This is a genomic window from Sphingomonas sp. VDB2 (assembly GCF_047946695.1).
Lineage (GTDB): Bacteria > Pseudomonadota > Alphaproteobacteria > Sphingomonadales > Sphingomonadaceae > Sphingobium > Sphingobium bisphenolicum.
The window spans coordinates 678,313-696,879 of the sequence record NZ_CP159615.1 but is presented as its reverse complement, the minus strand read 5'-3'; the positions used below and the strand labels follow the sequence as shown (position 1 = coordinate 696,879).

The 18,567-nt window shown below is 64.7% G+C and carries 15 protein-coding genes; 4 read left to right on the top strand and 11 right to left on the bottom strand.

What is annotated here, in order from left to right; all coding sequences use genetic code 11:
• Positions 1 to 21: 21 nt before the first annotated feature.
• Complete coding sequence (gene dnaE, locus ABT375_RS03565; protein WP_416464146.1) at positions 22 to 3,564, bottom strand: DNA polymerase III subunit alpha; 3,543 nt, start codon at positions 3,562 to 3,564, stop codon at positions 22 to 24.
• A gap of 124 nt (positions 3,565 to 3,688) precedes the next feature.
• Between dnaE and ABT375_RS03560 the strand changes: the two genes are divergently transcribed.
• On the top strand, positions 3,689 to 5,497 hold the full coding sequence (locus tag ABT375_RS03560) for a diguanylate cyclase (RefSeq protein WP_416464145.1): 1,809 nt from the start codon (positions 3,689 to 3,691) through the stop codon (positions 5,495 to 5,497).
• On the opposite strand, the gene ABT375_RS03555 is transcribed toward ABT375_RS03560, so the two are convergent.
• Together ABT375_RS03555 and ABT375_RS03550 are read right to left on the bottom strand one after the other, a co-directional pair.
• Positions 5,494 to 6,171, bottom strand: a complete 678-nt coding sequence (locus tag ABT375_RS03555; protein ID WP_224549508.1) for an ABC transporter ATP-binding protein — start codon at positions 6,169 to 6,171, stop codon at positions 5,494 to 5,496. The two genes, ABT375_RS03560 and ABT375_RS03555, sit on opposite strands and share 4 nt — an antisense overlap.
• Complete coding sequence (locus tag ABT375_RS03550) at positions 6,164 to 7,414, bottom strand: lipoprotein-releasing ABC transporter permease subunit (RefSeq protein WP_416464144.1); 1,251 nt, start codon at positions 7,412 to 7,414, stop codon at positions 6,164 to 6,166. The genes ABT375_RS03555 and ABT375_RS03550 overlap by 8 nt, the downstream gene beginning before the upstream one ends.
• A gap of 534 nt (positions 7,415 to 7,948) precedes the next feature.
• On the opposite strand from ABT375_RS03550, the gene ABT375_RS03545 reads away from it, so the two are divergent.
• On the top strand, positions 7,949 to 8,422 hold the full coding sequence (locus ABT375_RS03545; protein WP_416464143.1) for an Hsp20 family protein: 474 nt from the start codon (positions 7,949 to 7,951) through the stop codon (positions 8,420 to 8,422).
• Positions 8,423 to 8,474: 52 nt separating this feature from the next.
• On the opposite strand, the gene ABT375_RS03540 is transcribed toward ABT375_RS03545, so the two are convergent.
• From ABT375_RS03540 to ccmC, 8 genes are all read right to left on the bottom strand, one after another.
• Positions 8,475 to 10,403, bottom strand: coding sequence for a potassium transporter Kup (locus ABT375_RS03540; protein WP_261934710.1), 1,929 nt, complete (start codon positions 10,401 to 10,403; stop codon positions 8,475 to 8,477).
• Between the two features lie 122 nt (positions 10,404 to 10,525).
• Complete coding sequence (locus ABT375_RS03535) at positions 10,526 to 11,170, bottom strand: tetratricopeptide repeat protein (protein WP_416464142.1); 645 nt, start codon at positions 11,168 to 11,170, stop codon at positions 10,526 to 10,528.
• Entirely contained in the window at positions 11,167 to 11,592 is a 426-nt protein-coding gene (locus tag ABT375_RS03530; protein ID WP_416464141.1) for a cytochrome c-type biogenesis protein CcmH, read from the bottom strand. The genes ABT375_RS03535 and ABT375_RS03530 overlap by 4 nt, the downstream gene beginning before the upstream one ends.
• The gene (locus tag ABT375_RS03525) at positions 11,589 to 12,116 is read right to left on the bottom strand and encodes a redoxin family protein (RefSeq protein ID WP_416464140.1); all 528 of its coding nucleotides are present in this window, start codon (positions 12,114 to 12,116) and stop codon (positions 11,589 to 11,591) included. The genes ABT375_RS03530 and ABT375_RS03525 overlap by 4 nt, the downstream gene beginning before the upstream one ends.
• Positions 12,113 to 14,041 (bottom strand): heme lyase CcmF/NrfE family subunit, encoded by a 1,929-nt coding sequence (locus ABT375_RS03520; protein ID WP_416464139.1) that lies wholly within the window; start codon positions 14,039 to 14,041, stop codon positions 12,113 to 12,115. The genes ABT375_RS03525 and ABT375_RS03520 overlap by 4 nt, the downstream gene beginning before the upstream one ends.
• A gap of 130 nt (positions 14,042 to 14,171) precedes the next feature.
• On the bottom strand, positions 14,172 to 14,618 hold the full coding sequence (gene ccmE / locus ABT375_RS03515; RefSeq protein WP_224549500.1) for a cytochrome c maturation protein CcmE: 447 nt from the start codon (positions 14,616 to 14,618) through the stop codon (positions 14,172 to 14,174).
• Positions 14,615 to 14,746, bottom strand: a complete 132-nt coding sequence (locus tag ABT375_RS03510; protein ID WP_261934714.1) for a hypothetical protein — start codon at positions 14,744 to 14,746, stop codon at positions 14,615 to 14,617. Before ABT375_RS03510 ends, ccmE begins: the two co-directional genes overlap by 4 nt.
• Positions 14,747 to 14,763: 17 nt before the next feature.
• Positions 14,764 to 15,489, bottom strand: a complete 726-nt coding sequence (ccmC, locus tag ABT375_RS03505; RefSeq protein WP_416464138.1) for a heme ABC transporter permease CcmC — start codon at positions 15,487 to 15,489, stop codon at positions 14,764 to 14,766.
• A gap of 224 nt (positions 15,490 to 15,713) precedes the next feature.
• On the opposite strand from ccmC, the gene chrA reads away from it, so the two are divergent.
• Positions 15,714 to 16,910, top strand: a complete 1,197-nt coding sequence (gene chrA / locus ABT375_RS03500) for a chromate efflux transporter (RefSeq protein WP_416464137.1) — start codon at positions 15,714 to 15,716, stop codon at positions 16,908 to 16,910.
• A gap of 165 nt (positions 16,911 to 17,075) precedes the next feature.
• Positions 17,076 to 18,536, top strand: coding sequence for an amidophosphoribosyltransferase (gene purF / locus ABT375_RS03495; RefSeq protein WP_224549494.1), 1,461 nt, complete (start codon positions 17,076 to 17,078; stop codon positions 18,534 to 18,536).
• Positions 18,537 to 18,567: the final 31 nt, after the last annotated feature.

The window sequence follows — 18,567 nt, the reverse complement described above, 5'->3', positions numbered from 1 at the left end:
ACAGCGCAAAACCCGCCGCAATCACCCCACCAACCGCATCGCCGTTCGCCGCGTGCGCGTCTTGTAGCCGTCCGCCTTCACATCCATCCGCTCGAAGCAGTGGATCGACAGCCCCTTGATCGTAGAGATCGCATCCACCTGATCCGCGCCCAGGCTATAGGTGTCGCCCAGGAACAGCCGCGCCGCCTGCCCCTCGCCCACCGGCGCACGCAGGAACACTTCGCTCCGTCCACCACCCGCACCGGCCAGCAAGGCCGCCAGCGCCTCGACCGCCTGCGGGGTTTCGACATCGACCGTCAATTCCATGCGCGACGCGCTGGCGATCGCCCGGAACGGCTCGACCCCCCGCACCGTCACCCGCGGCGTCTCCTCGCCCGGCAACCGGTCCAGTTCCACGACCAGCAGCGCGCAATCGCCATCGGCCGCCAGTTCCTCGATCGCCTTGCAAGCGCCCTCATCGAAGCAACTCGCCTGAAACTGGCCGCTCTGGTCGGAAAAGGTCGCGTTGGCGTAGCGCGCCCCGCGCTTGGTTTCGCGCCAGCGCACATCCTCGACCATCGCCGCCATGATCGTCATCGCCCGCCCTTCGGCGTTGGGCGCGGGCATGGGCGCCTGACACACGGCGCCATAGCTGCGCGCGCCTCGCGCATCGGCGAGATGCTTGTACCGATCGACCGGATGGGCCGAAAAGTAGAAACCGAACGCCTCCTTTTCCTGCGCCATGCGGTCCGCCACGGTCCAGGCCTGATGCGGCGGAATGCGGACGTCGGCATGCGGCGTCTCCACGTCGCCGAACAGGCCGCCCTGCCCACTTTCGCGCGCCGCTGCATTGCTCGACGCCACCGACAAAATGGTTTCCGCCGCTGCATGAACGCCCGCCCGGTCGGCGTGGACCCCATCGAACGCCCCCGCCGCCGCCAGGCTTTCCAACTGCCGCCGATTCAGCAACCGTGGTTCGATCCGGTCGGCGAAGTCGTCCAGCGACTGGAACGGCCCCGCCGCCTCACGCTCGGCGACCAGTTGCTCCATCGCCTTCTCGCCCACGCCCTTGAGGCCCCCCAGCGCATAGCGCACGGCGAAGCCCAGTCGCTTGTCCTCGCCCTCACACGGCACGGCCTCGACGGTGAAGTCAGCCTGGCTGCGGTTGAGATCGGGCGCCAGGCAGGTCAGCCCCATGCGCCGCATATCGTCCACGAAGACGGTCAGCTTTTCGGTCAGATGGATGTCGAACGCCATCGACCCGGCATAGAATTCCGCCGGATAATGCGCCTTCAGCCAGGCGGTCTGATAAGCGAGCAGCGCATAGGCGGCCGCGTGCGATTTATTGAAGCCATAGCCGGCGAACTTGTCGATCAAGTCGAACAGTTCGTTCGCCTTGGCCGGCTTGATGTCGCTCGCGGCACAGCCCTCGACGAAGCGCGAGCGCTGCGCGTCCATCTCCGCCTTCACCTTCTTGCCCATGGCGCGGCGCAGCAGGTCGGCGTCGCCGAGCGAATAGCCGGCCAATATCTGCGCGGCCTGCATCACCTGTTCCTGATAGACGAAGATGCCGTAGGTTTCTTCGAGGATCGGCTTCAGCAGAATATGGGGATATTCAATCTCTTCCTGGCCATTCTTGCGACGCCCGAACATCGGAATATTGTCCATCGGGCCAGGGCGGTAGAGCGAGACGAGGGCGATGATGTCGCCGAAATTGGTCGGCCGTACTGCGGCCAGCGTCTTGCGCATCCCTTCCGATTCCAACTGGAACACACCCACCGTGTCGCCACGCTGGAGCAGATCGTAAACCGCGCTGTCGTCCCAGGCGAGCGTATCCAGACCGACGGTCACGCCCCGCGCGGTCAGCAACTGCACCGCCTTCTGCAACACCGACAGCGTCTTGAGGCCGAGAAAGTCGAACTTCACCAGCCCCGCGCCCTCGACATATTTCATGTCGAACTGGGTCACCGGCATGTCCGATCGCGGATCGCGATAGAGCGGCACCAGTTGCTGCAACGGCCGGTCGCCGATCACCACGCCCGCCGCATGGGTGGAGCTATGACGCGGGAAGCCTTCCAGCTTCATCGCATAGTCGATCAGGCGACGGACCTGATTGTCATTGTCATATTCCGCCCGGAACTCGGCGACCCCATTCAACGACCGCTCCAGCGTCCAGGGATCGGTCGGGTGGTTCGGCACCAGCTTGGCGAGCCGGTCGACCTGGCCATAGCTCATCTGCAATACGCGGCCGGTGTCCTTGAGCACGGCGCGCGCCTTCAGCTTACCGAAAGTGATGATCTGCGCCACATGGTCCGCGCCATATTTCTGCTGGACGTAACGGATCACCTCGCCGCGCCGCGTTTCGCAGAAATCGATGTCGAAGTCGGGCATCGACACGCGTTCCGGGTTCAGGAAGCGCTCGAACAGCAGGCCGAGCTGCAACGGATCGAGATCGGTGATCAGCAGCGCCCAGGCGACAACCGATCCGGCGCCGGACCCACGGCCCGGACCCACAGGAATATCATGGTCCTTCGCCCATTTGATGAAGTCGGCGACGATCAGGAAATAGCCCGGAAACCCCATCTGGATGATGATGTCCGTCTCGAATTTCAGGCGCTCGACATAGGGTTGGCGCGCCTCGTCCGCGATGATGCCCAGCTTCGCCAGACGCGCGTCCAGCCCGGCGCTCGCCAGGTCGCGCAACATCCGGGCTTCGCCCTCGATATCACCGGCCAGGCTGGGCAGGATCGGCTTGCGCTTGGGCGCGGCCACGGCGCAGCGCTGCGCAACCACCAGCGTGTTCGCCAGCGCCTCGGGCAAATCCTCGAACAGCCGCTTCATCTCGCCCGCTGGCTTCATCCAGGCGTCGGGCGAACTGGTGCGGCGATCGGGCATGTCGACATAGGCGCTGTCGGCGATGCACAGCATCACGTCATGCGCTTCATGGAAATGCGGTTCGGCAAAGCAGGTGGGATTGGTCGCTACCAGCGGCAGGTCGCGATCATAGGCCAGGTCGAGCAGTTGCGGTTCCGCCTTGCCCTCGATCGCGTCGAGCCGGCGGCATATCTCGACATAGAGCCGCCCCGGAAACAGCGCCTCCAGCCGCGCGACATAGGCAATGGCCGCATCGGGCTGATCCTCCGCGAACAGCCGCGCCAGTGCGCCTTCGCCGCCCGCCGTCAGCGCGATGACGCCATCGGTCCGCCCCTCCAGCGCCTCGATCGTCACATGCGGCACTTCCTCGACCGGCCGGTCCAGATGCGCCATCGACACCAGCGCGCAGATATTGTCATATCCGGTCGCATCCTGCGCGTAGAGCGCCAGCCAGTCGTGCATCGGCGCCGCATTGGATGGCCGCCCCGGCCGCAGCACGCCCAGCATCGCGCCGATGATTGGCTGCACGCCCTCATCCTTGCACCCGTCGGAAAAAGCCATCGAACCGTACAGCCCGTTGCGGTCCGTGATCGCCGCCGCCGGAAAGCCCAATGCCTTGGCCTGCTTGGCGATCTTCTTGGGGTCTATCGCCCCTTCCAGCATGGTGAAGGAGGAAAAGACGCGCAGCGGTACGAAGGGAGCATGAGGCATGTGGGCCAATCTAGGGGCGAAGCCTGATTCGTCCCAGCCCTTGGGCAACGAAATCTGTGGGTAAACCGCTTGCGGGCCATCCTTAACGGATTGCCAACCTGTCGCCGCTATCGTCGGCTGCATCATGCGTCTCTCCACGATCACCAACTGGGCCTACGGCGCTACCGTCGCCCTCACGCTCGTTTCCGGCGCCACCATGCTGATGGCGTCCGGCGCCGAGGAGCGCGAGCGCGCTGCGGTAGCGCAGCGCGCCACCTTCGACCAGGCGACGGCCACGCTGGAGGAGGATGTCTATCGCCTGACCGAGCAGGCCCGCGGCTTCGTCATCAGTGGCGACCCCAGCCATCTCATCGCCTATCGCCGGGAAAAGGAGGCGCTGCGTTCGGTCGAGCAGCGGATCGCCCATCTGCGCGACGCCGGCGCCAATGAGAGTGAATTGGCTGCCCTGCGCCAGGCGATGCACTGGTCCGACGCCCTGACCGACGAACAGGATGCCGCGATCCGGGCCGCTCAGGCCAAGGACGACAAGACCGCCCGCACCATATTGTTCGGCGACGAATATGGCCGGGAACTGGACCGGGTCGCCGCACAGGTCGGCAAGTTCCAATATATGCTCGACCAGCGCACCGACCATGCGGTGGCGCGCGCGACCGATACCGCGCGCCAATGGCGCACCATGTCCGAAATCATGCTCGGCATGACGGCGCTGCTCTTCCTGTGCGTTCTCTATTTCGTGCTGAAACAACGCATCCTGCGACCGGTCGTGCGGCTGAGCGATGTCGTCACGCGTCTTGCGGCACAGGATTATGACGCCATTCCGCCCGATTCCGCCCATGTCGACGAAATCGGCGACATGGCGCAGGCGATCCGCATCTTCCGCGAAAACGGGCTGGAACGACAACGGCTGGAGCAGGAGCGCGACGCCGACCGGATGATGCGCGACCTGATATCGCGGCTGACGCAACGATTGCAGGGCTGCGACAGCGTCAGCGACCTGGTCGATGTGGTGCGCCGCTTCGCGCCGGAAATCGCGCCTGATTTTCCGGGCCGGCTCTATATCCACGACGCTCGCCGCAACGCCATGACCCAAGCCTGCGACTGGCTGTCGCCCGCGCAATCGCGCATCGAATTTCCGCCTTCAGCCTGTTGGGCGCTGCGTCGTGGCCAGACCCACCGGCCGACCGGCGACATGGTCGATATTCCGTGCGAGCATCTGGGCGTTTCAGAAAGCGTCAGCACCATCTGCATACCGCTCGCCGCGCAGAGCGAGAGCATCGGCATGCTCTATTATGAGGAGCCGATCGACAGCAACGCCGACCATCTGGAGCGGACCGGAAAATATCTGGAAATGCTGGCCGAAAATGTCGGCCTGGCCCTCGCCAATCTCCGTCTGCGCGACACATTGCGCGAAATGGCCATGGCCGACGCGCTGACCGGCCTGCCCAACCGGCGCCAGTTCGACACCATGCTCCAGACCTTGGTGCAGGACGCCGATCGCCACGGCACGCCGCTGGCTTGCCTGATGGTCGATATCGATCATTTCAAGCGTTTCAACGACAATTATGGCCATGATGCCGGCGACGCCGTGCTGCGCGCCGTGGGGGCGGTGCTAGGCGACTCGCTGCGCGAACACGGCCATGCCTTCCGCTTGGGCGGCGAAGAATTCGTCATATTGATGCCGGGCTTCAACCTCGATCAGGCGCTTGGCCGTGCGATGCAGATACAGCGGCGCATTCAGGAACTGCGCCTGGGACATCATGGCAAGGAACTGGGACCGATCACGGCCTCCTTCGGCCTGTCCGCCTTCCCCGATCATGGCCGGCCCGACCGACTGTTGCAGACCGCCGACGCCGCGTTGCTGCGCGCCAAGTCGGAAGGCCGGGACCGGATACTGGTCGCGACCGTGCGCGATGGCGCTTCCGCAGCGGCTTAAGCGCCTTCCAGGACGCCTTCGTGCAGTCGGACCACCCGGTCCATCTTCTGCGCCAGCCGCTCATTATGGGTGGCCACCAGCGCGGCGGAGCCTTCGCCCCGCACCAGCCGCAGGAATTCGGACAGAACGACGTCCGCAGTCCGCTCGTCCAGATTGCCGGTCGGTTCGTCCGCCAGCACCAGCGCCGGCCTGTTGGCCAGCGCGCGGGCGACGGCCACCCGCTGCTGCTCGCCACCCGACAACTGGCTCGGCCGATGGTCGAGCCGATGCCCCAGGCCCAGCGAGGTCAGCAGCAGTTCCGCCCGCGCCTTCGCCGCCGCCATCTCCACGTCGCGGATCACCTGCGGCAGGACGACATTCTCGGTCGCGTTGAAATCGGGCAGCAGATGGTGAAACTGATAGACGAAGCCCAGCGCATCCCGGCGCAGCCGGGTACGCCCGTCATTGTCCAGCTTCGCCGCTTCCTCGCCCGCGATGCGGATCGACCCGTCGAACCCGCCTTCCAGCAGGCCCACCGCCTGCAACAGCGTCGACTTGCCCGAACCGGACGGCCCCAGCAGCGCGACGATCTCGCCCGGCCCGACGGTCAGGTCGATGCCGCGCAACACGTCGATGGTCACGCCGCCCTGGGTGAAGCTGCGGGCAAGGCCCGTCACTTTGAGGATATCATTCATAGCGCAGCACCTGGACGGGATCGGTATTGGCGGCCTTGAAGGCCGGATAGAGCGTGGCGAGGAAGCTGAACACCAGCGCCATGATGCAGATCACCGTGATCTCGACCGGATCGGGCTGTGACGGCAATTCGGTCAGGAAGCGGATCGAGGGGTCCCACAGATTCTGCCCCGTCACGAACTGGATCGCATTGACCATATTCTGGCGGAAGAAGAGGAAGGTGAAGCCCAGCACCATGCCGGCCACCATGCCCAGCGTGCCGATGGTGACGCCGACCGTCATGAAAATCTTGACCAGCCCGACGCGGCTTGCCCCCATCGTCCGCAATATCGCGATGTCGCGCGTCTTGGCGCGGACCAGCATGATGAGCGAGGACAGGATGTTGAACACCGCCACCAGCACGATAATGGATAGAACGACGAACATCGCGACCCGCTCCACCGCCAGCGCCTCGAACAGCGATGCGTTCATCTGCCGCCAGTCCGTGATGACCGCGCGTCCGGCGACCTTGCCGGCCAGCGGTTCCAATATCTGGCCCACGCGGTCGGGATCGACCGTCTCGACCTCGATCATGCTGACGACATCGCCCAGCAACAGCAGCGTCTGCGCATCCTCGATCGGCATGACGACCATCGCCTTGTCATAATCATAGACGCCGACCTCGAAGATCGCGGCGACCTGATAGGCGACCTGCCGCGGCACCGTGCCGAAGGGGGTGGAACGGCCCGCCGGGTTATAGATGGTGATGGTGTCGCCCAGTTGGACGCCCATATTTTCCGCCAGCCGCGATCCGATCCCCACCTTGCCGCTATTGGGCGTCAGATTGTCGAGGCTGCCGGCCAGCACCTTGCCCTTGAGCGTCTTGTTATTGCGGATGTCGGCGACCGTCATGCCGCGCACCAGGGCAGGCTCGAACCGGCCCTGGAAGATCGCACCCAACGGCTGCTCGATCATCGGCGTTGCCTTCGTCACGCCGGGTGTCGCGCGGGCCTGTTTGAGGATCGACTGCCAGTCGGGCAGGCGTCCGCCATAGCCCTGCACCACGGCATGGCCATTGAGGCCGACGATCTTGTCGAAAAGCTCGGCGCGGAAGCCGTTCATGACGCTCATGACGATGATGAGCGCGGCGACACCCAGCATGACCGCAGCCAGGCTGATGCCCGCAACGAGGAAGATAAACCCTTCCCCCTTGCCCGGCAGCAGGTAGCGCTTGGCGATCATGCGTTCGTAACGGGATAGAATCATGTGGCGCGAACGGCCCCTTGCAGGATGGTCTGCCTGACGCTCTAGGCATGGAGCCGTATAACGGCAAGCATTGCCCGATTGTTGCATCACGGCCACAGCGACGAACGGAAAATAGCACGGCCCGGATTTTGGCCGTGACTCGGCCCTGCGTCGGTCATAGCAAGACAATCGAAGCACAGGTGAAAGGCCGTGGTTCAGGGATACTGCATCCCGCTTCGAGCTTAGGGGGCTGAGAAGCGGTCGAGGCAGGCCAAGGGGGAGACGAGCAATCGTCCATTAAACACCCGGATCGTGAAAACACGATCCGGGTGTTTTTTATTACGCCCTCTTTACGGCGTCATGACGGCGCGGGCTATGGGACAAAGCGTCCACCCCCCGTCTTTCCCGGCCATGCGATCGGGCCGTGCCACCCTCTTGAAACCCCCGACGATCGAACCATATCCAGCGTGTCCGGTCGCCTTCATGGGGCCGGGCACAGTATCGCCGAACGCCTGAATCAGGGTTCGGTCCGTTCATTCTGCTCTTTGGGAGATTATGACAATGCGTGGTTTCGACCTCACCCCCTATCGCCGCTCCACCGTCGGCTTCGATCGTCTGTTCGACCTGATCGAAAATAACGCCCGGCTGGCGCAGGGCGACAATTATCCGCCCTTCAACATCGAACGCCTGTCGGAGGATCGCTATCGCGTGACCCTGGCCGTCGCCGGCTTCCGCCCGGAAGAGATCGACATTACCGCCCAGCAGAACCTGCTTCAGGTGATCGGTCGCAAGGACGACGGATCGCCCGCGGATCGCTCCAAATTCCTGCACGTCGGCATCGCCAACCGCAGCTTCGAACGCCGCTTCGAACTGGCCGATTTCGTGCGGGTGGAAAAGGCTGACCTGGCCGACGGCCTGCTCACGATCGAACTGGTGCGCGAAGTGCCCGAAGCGATGAAGCCCAAGAAGATCGCCATCAACGGCGGTCAGTTGGTCGACATCAGCATCAAGGACCGCGACGCCGCCTGACCCCGGCATCGATGCTAAACACGAAGGGCGCGACCGCAAGGCCGCGCCCTTTTCATATCTCGACCTGGCTACCCAGTTCGACGACGCGGTTGGTGGGCAGGCGGAAAAACTCCATCGCGCTTTCCGCGTTGCGCAACATCCAGGCGAAGATCTTCTCCCGCCACAGCGGCATCCCCGGCTTGGCCGAAGGCAATAGCGTCTGGCGGGCAAGGAAGAAGCTGGTGTCCATCATCTTGAACGCCTGCCCGCAGCCCGTGACATTCTTGAGCGCGGCAGGAACATCAGGTTCCTGCATGAAACCATATTGGAGGACGAGGCGGAAGAAGCCCCGGCCCAGATCCTCCAGCTTGCAGCGGCCATCATCCTCGACCACCGGCACGTCCTTGATCTTGACCGTCAGCAGGATGACGCGCTCATGCAGCACCTTGTTGTGCTTGAGGTTATGCAACAGCGCGTGCGGCACGCCATCTGGCGTCGACGTCATGAACACTGCCGTGCCGGGCACCCGCACCGCACTGTTGGCGGCGGACGCGACGAAGACCGGGATCGGCATCGCCGCCTCTCGCAAACGGTCCTGCACCAGGCGACGGCCGCGCGACCAGGTGGTCAGCAGGGTGAAGACGACGAAGCCGATCAGCAGCGGAAACCAGCCGCCATCCGGCACCTTGGTCAGGTTCGCCGCCAGATAGGCGCCATCGACGAGATAGAAGACCGCCAGCACCGGCGCGGCATAATACCATTTCCAGTGCCACAGCCGGTACATCACGACCGTCAACAGCACATTGTCGATGAACATCGCACCGGTCACCGCAATGCCATAGGCCGCGGTCAGATTGGACGATGTCTGGAATGTCAGCACCAGCAGGATCACCATCACCATCAACCCCCAGTTGATGAGGGGGATATAGATCTGGCCGGCGGTAGAGGCGCTGGTATGCTCGATCCGCAAGCGCGGCATGAAGCCCAACTGAATCGCCTGTTGCGTCACGGAGAAAGCGCCCGAGATCACCGCCTGCGACGCGATGATGGCGGCAAGCGTCGCCAGCACGATCAGCGGCAACTGCCCCCATTGCGGCGCCAGATTGTAGAAGGGGCTGTGCAGCGCGGCCGCACCCTCGCGAAACAGCAGCGCGCCCTGCCCCATATAATTGAGCATCAGCGCGGGCAGGACGAAGGCGAGCCAGGACACGCGAATCGGGTTGCGGCCGAAATGGCCCATATCGGCGTAGAGCGCTTCGGCGCCGGTCACCGCCAGCACCACCGACCCGAGCGCCAGGAAAGCCGGCAGCGGATCGGTGACGAAGAACATCACCGCCCAATAGGGGTTGAAAGCATAGAGGATACCGGGGGTCTTGATGATCGAAACGACACCCAGCGCCGCAATCGTGACGAAATAGGTCAGCATGATCGGGCCGAAAAAGGCCGCGACCTTGTTGGTGCCCAAACCCTGTATCCAGAACAGGCCGAGCAGGATCACGATCGCCACGGGCAGGATCGCCGGCGCAAGGGCGGGATTATAGACCGTAAGCCCCTCCACCGCCGACAGGACCGAAACCGCCGGGGTGATCATCGAGTCGCCGTAGAAGAGGGCGGTGGCGAACACACCCAGCAGAACGATGCCGCGCGACCAGCGCTGCGTCTTGGTCTGCCCGTTGATCAACGCCAGCAACGCCAGGCTGCCGCCTTCGCCCTTATTGTCGGCGCGCATGATGATGCTGACATATTTCATCGTCACGACCAGCATCATCGACCAGAACATCAGGCTGATGACGCCCAATATATGATCGGGATCGAGGTCCAGATGATGGTGGCCGGCGAAGGTTTCGCGGAACGCATAGAGCGGGCTGGTGCCGATGTCGCCGAACACGATGCCGATTGCACCGACGACCAGCTTCAACGTGGCCTTCTGCCGCGCATGACCATGTCCGCCATGCTCCTCGTCATCGGAAGCCGGCGCGGTGTTGGGAAGGAGGTCAGCCATGAAGGATCATGTTCGTATCGACACCCAATCGGGGGCGACTGCGGAATAGTCCGCACGTCCCCCGTAAACCGCCGCGCCCTATCACGGCTCCAGGAAGCGCGCAATGCGAACGCTGCACTGCATCATGGCCCCACCGGGGCGTCTGCAGCCAGCATGGAGTCGATACGCGCGATATTGGCGTCCAGTTCCGCCTTCACCTGGCTACCGGCCGGGGCGCTGGCCGCCAGTGGCGCCCACAGGTCGCGCGCCGCCTGCAACTGGCCGTTGCGGGCCAAAGCGAGACCGTAAAAATAGCGGGGCGCTGGCCCCTCCGGGTCGAGCGTCAGCGCGCGGCGATAGGCGAAGTCCGCGCCGGGCGAGACCACGCCGTCGGCATGGGCCACCAGGGCATTGCCCAGCCCCAGCCAGAGATTGGGATCGTCGGGGCTCGCGCGCAGGCCCGCCAGCAGGATATTGGCGGCTTCCCGCGTCTTGCCCTGCCGGCCCAGACCATCGGATAGCATGAGCCATTGCCCAGCCGGACCATAGCGTTCGGCAAGCCCGCGGCGCTGCTGCGCCAGCTTCTCGTCGAACTTGTCGCCCGCATTTTCCCTACTTACGCGCGGCGCGCCGGCCAGGCCCGGATTGCCCTGCCAGGCATAGCCAGCCAGCCCCAGCAGCAGGGCCGCCGCGCTGATCTCCCGCGCCGATCGCGGAATCCGGCCGAGCAGCAGTAAGGCGCCAAAGGCGACAACGGCAAGGCCGACCGCGATGAACCAGCCGGTCATGCCCGGTTCCTCCGTTTGATCCGGCCGCGCAGCAGCAGCAGGCCCAGGCCCAGCAGCAGCACCGGCGCGGCCCAGAGTGGCCAGAGGATCGGCGCGGCGGTGGGTTCATAGCTTACCCAGTCGCCATAGCGGGCGATCAGCCAGCTTCGGATCGCTTCGGGCTGCTCGCCCGCCATGATCCGTTCGCGAATCTGCGATCGCATGTCGCCCGCCATGCTGGCTCCCGAATCGGCGATCGACTGGCTCTGGCAGGTCAGGCAGCGGATGGTCTCCATCAGCGCCTTCGCCTTGCGCTCCAACGCCGGGTCGGCGATCTGCCGGTCGGCATAGGGCGCCGGCGGCAGCGCGGTCTGGGCGCTGAGCGGCGTGCCAAACAGCGGCAGGGAAACCAGCGCCAGCAGCAGGGCTAGGGTCAGCCTCATTGCGCGTCCCTCAGCTTTTCAAGGATCATGGGTACGTCGTCGGCACGGATGTCGCCGATATGCTGATAAGCGATGCGTCCCTTGCCATCGATCACGAAGGTTTCCGGGACGCCGGACGAACCGAGCGCCATCTGCACCGCGCTGCGCGCGTCCAGACCGATGCGGGCATAGGGATTGCCGTTGCGTTTGAGGAAGGCGTCCACGTCCGGCCGGGCGTCGCGGATGGCGATGGCGTCGATCTGCGCTCCGGCCTTCTGGAGCGCTTCGAGTTGCGGCGCTTCGGCGGCGCAGGGGACGCACCAGCTCGCAAAAATGTTGAGCAGCCGGGGTTTGCCTGTGGCGAGTTGGGTGCTCGCCAACGCCGGACGATCGCTGGCGGCCGCGGGCAGGCTGAAGGCCGGCAGGAGCTGGCCGACCAGGCGCGAATGGATGACGCGGTCGTCCGGCTTGAACAGGCCACTGGCGAACAGGCCGACAAACGCCAGGAACAGCACCAACGGCAACCAGATCAGCAGCCTCCTCATAGCCGCGCCTCCCGCGCCCGCCATTTCATCAACCAGCCGCGCCGCTCGCGACCGACCAGCGCCAGCGCGCCGCCCAGCGCGATCATGACGCCGCCCAGCCAGATGAGCGTGACGAAGGGCTTCCACCAGATGCGCAACTGCCAACGGCCGCCCTCCACCTCTTCGCCCAGCACGACGTAAAGCTGGCCGTCCCAGCGGGTCAGCAACGCCGCTTCGCTGGTGGTGGTCGGCGGCGAGGCGAAGAAGCGCGATTGCGGCCGGATCAGCACGGAAGAGCCGCCGCGGCGGGCGTCCATCTCCGCCTGCAACGCGGTCCAGTTATCGCCCGCGATCGGCGCGATCTGACGGAAGCGGAGCGACCAGCCGGCGGTCTGGATCACGTCACCGGGACGGGCAGCCACCAGCTTTTCAACCGTGAACGCCGAATCGCAGGCCATGCCCGCCAGGCTGACCGCGCAGCCCAGATGGGCGATCACCATGCCATAGGTGAAGAGCGGCGTGCGCAAGAGCTTGCGCTTCCACAGCGGGGCAAGGCTGCCGACGCCGACCGCGACCGCGATCACGAGACCCAGGAAAGGCAGGATGCCGATGCGGCCCCAGGCGAACAAAGACAGCGAGATGGAGACCAGCAGCGCGATGCCCAACGGAACCAGCAAACGTTTTCCAACAGCCTGCGCCCGGTCCTTGCGCCACCGTGTAAGCGGCCCTGCCGCCATCGCCACCATCAGCGCCAGCGCGATCGGCCCGGCGATGCGGTCGAAATAGGGCGCGCCGACCGATACTTTATGCCCGAAGGCTTCGGTCATCAGCGGATAGAGCGTGCCGATCAGGACGAGGCCCAATATGACCGTCAGCAACAGGTTGTTGACCACCAGCATGGTTTCGCGGCTGACCAGTTCGAACGGCGCGCCTTCGCGTACCGATCCGATCCGCCAGCCGAACAAAGCCAGCGCGCCGCCGATATAGAGCGCGAGCAGGCCAAGGATGAAACTGCCCCGCGTCGGATCGACGGCGAAGGCATGGACGCTGGTCAAGATGCCGGAACGCACCAGGAAGGTGCCGACCATCGACATGGAGAAGGCGACCACCGCCAGCATCACCGTCCAGGCGCGCAGGGCGTCGCGCGTGGCCAGCACCGTGACGCTGTGCAGCAACGCCGTCGCCGCGAGCCAGGGCATCAGCGAGGCATTTTCGACCGGATCCCAGAACCACCAGCCGCCCCAGCCCAGCTCATAATAGGCCCAATAGCTGCCCGCGGTGATGCCCAGGGTCAACAACACCCAGGCCGCCAGCACCCATGGGCGCATGGCGCGGGCGAAGGCCGCATCGACCTGCCGCGTCAGCAGCGCGCCGATGGCGAAGGAGAAGGCGACCGACAGGCCGACATAGCCGAGATAGAGGGTCGGTGGATGGAAGGCGAGGCCGGGGTCTTGCAGCAGCGGGTTCAAGCCCTGCCCGTCCGCCGGCGCCGGATCGATCCGCGCGAAGGGGTTGGAGGAGAAGAGCAGGAAGGCATAGAAACCCAGCGAGATCGCCGCCTGTCCGCCCAGCGTCGCCATATGGGCGTTGCGCTGCAGCGCGCGCTCGAACAGGGCGACGGCAGCGCCCGCCACGCCCATCACCGTCACCCACAGCAGCATCGAGCCTTCATGATTGCCCCAAGTGCCCGCGAATTTATACAGCCATGGCTTCATCGAATGGCTGTTGGTGACGACCAGCAGCACCGACATGTCGGAGCGCAGGAACAGGGTAATGAGCGCGGCAAAGGCGATCGCGGTCAACACGCCCTGCGCCACGGCTGCCGGCCGAACGGCAGCGAGGAGTTCCGTCTTTCCGCCCTTGAGACCGGCAAAGGCAAGAACAAGCTGGAGCAGCGCCAGCGCGGCGGCCAGCCAGAGCGCGGCGAGGCCGGTTTCGGCGATCATGCTCTCATTGCCTCAACGTCATGCTGACCTTGTTTCAGCATCCATCCCGGAACCGAGAGCGAAGGGAATTGCCGATCGATGGACCCTGAAACGAGTTCAGGGTGACGATGAGGGAGATGTCGGTTGGTAATCACCGCTCCACCTTCATCTCGTGCGTGCTCTCATTATAGCTCATGCCTTCCAGTTCGCGGGGCATGTAACGTTCGTCATGCTTGGCGAGCAGGTTGGTGGCGACGAACATGCCTTGGCCGTTGAACGATCCTTCGGCCACGACGCCGCTGCCTTCCTTGAACAGGTCGGGCGCGATGCCGCTGAAGGTCGCCGGGACGGTCGCCTTGCCGTCGCTCACATCGAAATGAATGGTGACGCCGTCGGCCGCGCGCTTCAGGCTCCCCTTGACCACCATACCGCCCAGGCGGATGGGCTTGCCCGGTTCGACGCCCTTGGTCTTGACGTCGTTGGGCGCGTAGAAATAGGCAGCCTCATCCTTGAGTGCGGAGGCCGCCAGCAGCCCCGCCCCCACCAGCGCCACCAGCGCCGCGAGCGCCAGGATCAGTCGTTGATGTTTCGCCTTCATGTCCGATCCGCAATCTGGTCGGCCCGCGTTTCAGCCCTGCGCATAGCGCGCCAGCTCGCCAGGCTGACGATCGCCGTACCCGCCAGCGTCACCGCATAGGCGGCGATCACGAAAGCCCATTGGTTCATCGCCCCACCCTCTTGCTCTATCCACGCGCCAGGCGTTGCATCCGCGCCTCGACCTTGTTCTGCGCCAGGATCGCCCGCATCCGCATCAGCACGATCGCGCCGAACAGCAGGGTGAAGCCCAGCAATGTCAGTCCCAGCGGCCAGAGCAAAGATCCGTCGATGCTCGACCCGCGCAGGGTGATGGACGGTCCCTGATGCAGGCTGTTCCACCACACCACCGACCGGTTGATGATCGGAATGTTGATCGCGCCAACCAGCCCGAAAATGGCGGTCACATTGCTGACGCCGCCCTGCTGCGCCTGCCGGGCGCTGGCATTGCCCAGCGCGATATAGCCGAGATACAGGAAGAAGAGGACCAGCATCGACGTCATCCGCCCGTCCCATTCCCACCAGGTGCCCCAGGTCGGGCGACCCCAGATGGAGCCGGTCATCAGGCAGATGGCGGTGAACAGCGCGCCCGGCGCGGCGATGGCGCGCCCGGCGACGGCGGCGAGCGGATGCTTCCAGACAAGCTGCATCAGCGCGGCAATGGCGATCCCGCTCCAGCCGCCCATGCCGAGCCAGGCCGCCGGCACATGGATATAGAGAATGCGCACCGTCTGCCCCTGCAGATAGTCGGCCGGGGTCAGGAACAGCCCGCAGGCGGAGCCGACGAGCAGCAGCAGCAGGCCGGGCCAGAACAGCCAGCCCGTCAACGGACGCGCGATCTTCAGGAAGCGGGCGGGATTGGCGAAACGATGCATCAGGGCTGCGTCTTTAGCCGCGCGCGCAAGGCAACGCCAGTAGGGCATTTTGCCGATAGCCTATGAACGAATTGCGTGAGCCGATTCCGGCCGGTGCGAACGCGTTGACATCCGCCATGCCGCTCGCCGATAGAGGATGAACCGGGCCGATGCGGACGCCCGGCCAGGCGACCGTCGCCCAAGTCCGCTCCATTCGCCGCATGTGCGGCGCGAAGGGGCGTGGGATGAATGATAAGAGCGATGCTTTTGGGCCGCCACGGCTCAGCCTGTGGTCGCTGTTCCTGAAATTCCTGGGGTTCGGCCTCCTCGCCTTCGGCGGCCCGGTCGCCCAGATCGCCATGTTGCGCAAGGTGCTGGTCGAACAGGAACGCTGGATCGCGCCGGGCCGGTTCAACCGGCTGCTGGCCGTGCTGCAGATATTGCCCGGCCCCGAAGCCCATGAATTATGCGTCCATCTGGGCATGGTCGCGCGCGGTCGCGCCGGCGGCATCGTGGCCGGCCTGGGCTTCATGGTGCCGGGACTGGTGCTGATGCTGGCGGCCGGCGCGGCCTATACGCGATGGATCGAAGGCAATATCGGCCTCGCGGGCCTCTTGCTGGGCGTGCAGATCGTCGTGCTGGCGATCATCCTGCGGGCCGTCGTGCGGATCGGCCAGCATGTGGTCGAAGATGGGCTGCTGCTCTGCATCGCCCTTGTCGGCCTCGCATCCCCGCTGCTCGGCGTGCCCTTCTACGTTCCGCTGGCCAGCGGCGGTATCGCCTATGCCTTCGCGCATCGCCCGATTCTGGCTATCGCCATCCTGCTGACGCCCGTCATACTCGCCGTGGCGCTGCTGCCTGTGGGCGGATCGGAACAGCTTCGCCCGCAAGCCATCGCCCATGCGGCGGTAACGCTGCCCATGCTGTTCGTGGCGGGCCTCAAGGGCGGCTTGCTGACGTTCGGCGGCGCGTACACCGCCATTCCCTATGTCCGCGCCGACACGGTCGGCCGCGGCTGGATCAGTGACGGTGCATTTCTCGACGGTATCGCGCTGGCGGGCGTTCTGCCGGCGCCGCTCGTGATATTCGCCACCTTTACCGGCTATATCGTGGGCGGCCCTGCCGGCGCGCTGGTCATCACCCTGGGCATGTTCCTGCCCGCCTTCGCCTTCTCGCTCGTCTTTTTCGAGCGGCTTGAAGCCGTGATCGCCAACCCGGCGCTCCATCATGGCCTCACAGGAGTCGCGGCCGCGGTCGTCGGCATCATCGCCGCCACCTTCATCCAGTTGGCGCAGGCGACGGCGATGCGGGTCGATCATATCTGGGCCGCCATGGCTTTGGCCGCCGTCGCCCTGGTTCTTGTGTGGCGCGTGAAAGGGGCATGGGTCACGCCAGCGATCGTCGCTGGCGGCGCCATCGCGGGATGGCTGTTTCCCTTCTGACCGGGGCGCCATTTCAGCGTTTCAACGACGCAAATCCGGGAAACGGAACGTTTCGTTGCGCTTTTTTATGACAGGAGGGCGACAAAGCGGGCGGAAGTCCCTATATGCGCGCCCAAGGACGGCCCTGTGGGCCTGTCAGGAACGGCTATGGAACCGCTCGCACCCATGATTACGACAAACCCCTTCGACGACGACAAGTTGCGCGAGGAATGTGGCATTTTCGGTGTTTCCCGCGCGGAAACAGCGTCTGCCATCGTCGCGCTTGGCCTTCACGCCCTGCAACATCGCGGGCAGGAAGCCGCGGGCATCACAAGCTGGGACGGGCATGATTTCCATACCCACCGGGCGATGGGGCATGTGGCTGGGAATTTCGACCGGGACGAAGTGATTCGCGGCCTGCCCGGCGATACCGCCTGTGGCCATGTACGCTACTCCACCACCGGCGAAACGTCGCTGCGCAACGTGCAGCCGCTCTATGCGGAACTGAACTCGGGCGGCTTCGCCATTGCCCATAATGGCAATATCTCCAACGCGATGAAGCTGCGCCGCGAACTGATTCGCCGTGGCTCGATCTTCCAGTCGACCTCCGACACCGAAGTCATCATCCATCTGGTGGCGACGTCCAGCTATCGCACCCTGCTCGACAAGTTCATCGATGCGTTGAAGCAGGTCGAGGGCGCCTATTCGCTGATCGTCATGACGCCCGAAGGCATGATCGCCTGCCGCGACCCGCTGGGTATTCGCCCGCTGGTGATGGGCAATCTGGGCGAAACCACGATCTTCGCGTCGGAAACGGTTGCGCTCGACGTGGTAGGCGCCGACTATGTCCGCACCATCGATCCGGGCGAACTGGTCATCGTCACCAATGACGGACAGATCCGGTCGCATCGCCCCTTCGGCGACACGCATCCGCGTCCCTGCATCTTCGAACATGTCTATTTCAGCCGCCCCGATTCGATCGTGGACGGTTCGAGCGTCTATTCGGTCCGCAAGGCGATCGGCGCGCAACTGGCGATCGAGAATCCGGTCGAGGCGGACTATGTCATCCCCGTGCCCGACAGCGGCGTGCCCGCGGCGATCGGCTATGCCCAGCAATCGGGCATCCCGTTCGAACTGGGCATCATCCGCTCGCACTATATCGGCCGCACCTTCATCCAGCCGGGGGACAAGGTTCGCCATCTGGGCGTGAAGCTCAAGCACAACGCCAACCGTGCGCTGATCGAGGGCAAGCGAATCGTGCTGATCGACGATTCGATCGTGCGTGGCACGACCAGCCTCAAAATCGTGCAGATGATGCGCGAAGCCGGCGCGGCGGAGGTGCATATGCGGATCGCGTCGCCGCCGACCAAGCATAGCTGCTTCTACGGCGTCGATACGCCCGAACGCACCAAGCTGCTGGCCCACAAGCTGGACGTGGGCGGAATGCAGGACTTCATCCATGCCGACAGCCTGTCCTTCATCTCGATCGACGGCCTGTACAAGGCGCTGGGCGAAGCCAAGCGCGCTGACATCCGCCCGCAATATTGCGATGCCTGCTTCACCGGCGATTATCCCACCACGCTCACCGATCAGGATGACGTGGTGGTGACCAACCAGCTGGAACTGCTCGCCGAGCGCGTGGTCTGACGGCCTTGGGCGGTTCCTGACCGGGCCGCCC

Coding starts and splice junctions, on each gene's coding strand:
- ABT375_RS03550 (WP_416464144.1), bottom strand. CDS start 7,414: ATGATTCTATCCCGTTACGAACGCATGATCGCCAAGCGCTACCTGCTG.
- ABT375_RS03540 (WP_261934710.1), bottom strand. CDS start 10,403: ATGGCTGACCTCCTTCCCAACACCGCGCCGGCTTCCGATGACGAGGAG.
- ABT375_RS03520 (WP_416464139.1), bottom strand. CDS start 14,041: ATGATCGCCGAAACCGGCCTCGCCGCGCTCTGGCTGGCCGCCGCGCTG.
- ABT375_RS03525 (WP_416464140.1), bottom strand. CDS start 12,116: ATGAGGAGGCTGCTGATCTGGTTGCCGTTGGTGCTGTTCCTGGCGTTT.
- ABT375_RS03545 (WP_416464143.1), top strand. CDS start 7,949: ATGACAATGCGTGGTTTCGACCTCACCCCCTATCGCCGCTCCACCGTC.
- ABT375_RS03530 (WP_416464141.1), bottom strand. CDS start 11,592: ATGAGGCTGACCCTAGCCCTGCTGCTGGCGCTGGTTTCCCTGCCGCTG.
- ccmC (WP_416464138.1), bottom strand. CDS start 15,489: ATGCATCGTTTCGCCAATCCCGCCCGCTTCCTGAAGATCGCGCGTCCG.
- ABT375_RS03510 (WP_261934714.1), bottom strand. CDS start 14,746: ATGAACCAATGGGCTTTCGTGATCGCCGCCTATGCGGTGACGCTGGCG.
- ABT375_RS03555 (WP_224549508.1), bottom strand. CDS start 6,171: ATGAATGATATCCTCAAAGTGACGGGCCTTGCCCGCAGCTTCACCCAG.
- purF (WP_224549494.1), top strand. CDS start 17,076: ATGATTACGACAAACCCCTTCGACGACGACAAGTTGCGCGAGGAATGT.
- ABT375_RS03560 (WP_416464145.1), top strand. CDS start 3,689: ATGCGTCTCTCCACGATCACCAACTGGGCCTACGGCGCTACCGTCGCC.
- ABT375_RS03535 (WP_416464142.1), bottom strand. CDS start 11,170: ATGACCGGCTGGTTCATCGCGGTCGGCCTTGCCGTTGTCGCCTTTGGC.
- dnaE (WP_416464146.1), bottom strand. CDS start 3,564: ATGCCTCATGCTCCCTTCGTACCGCTGCGCGTCTTTTCCTCCTTCACC.
- ccmE (WP_224549500.1), bottom strand. CDS start 14,618: ATGAAGGCGAAACATCAACGACTGATCCTGGCGCTCGCGGCGCTGGTG.
- chrA (WP_416464137.1), top strand. CDS start 15,714: ATGAATGATAAGAGCGATGCTTTTGGGCCGCCACGGCTCAGCCTGTGG.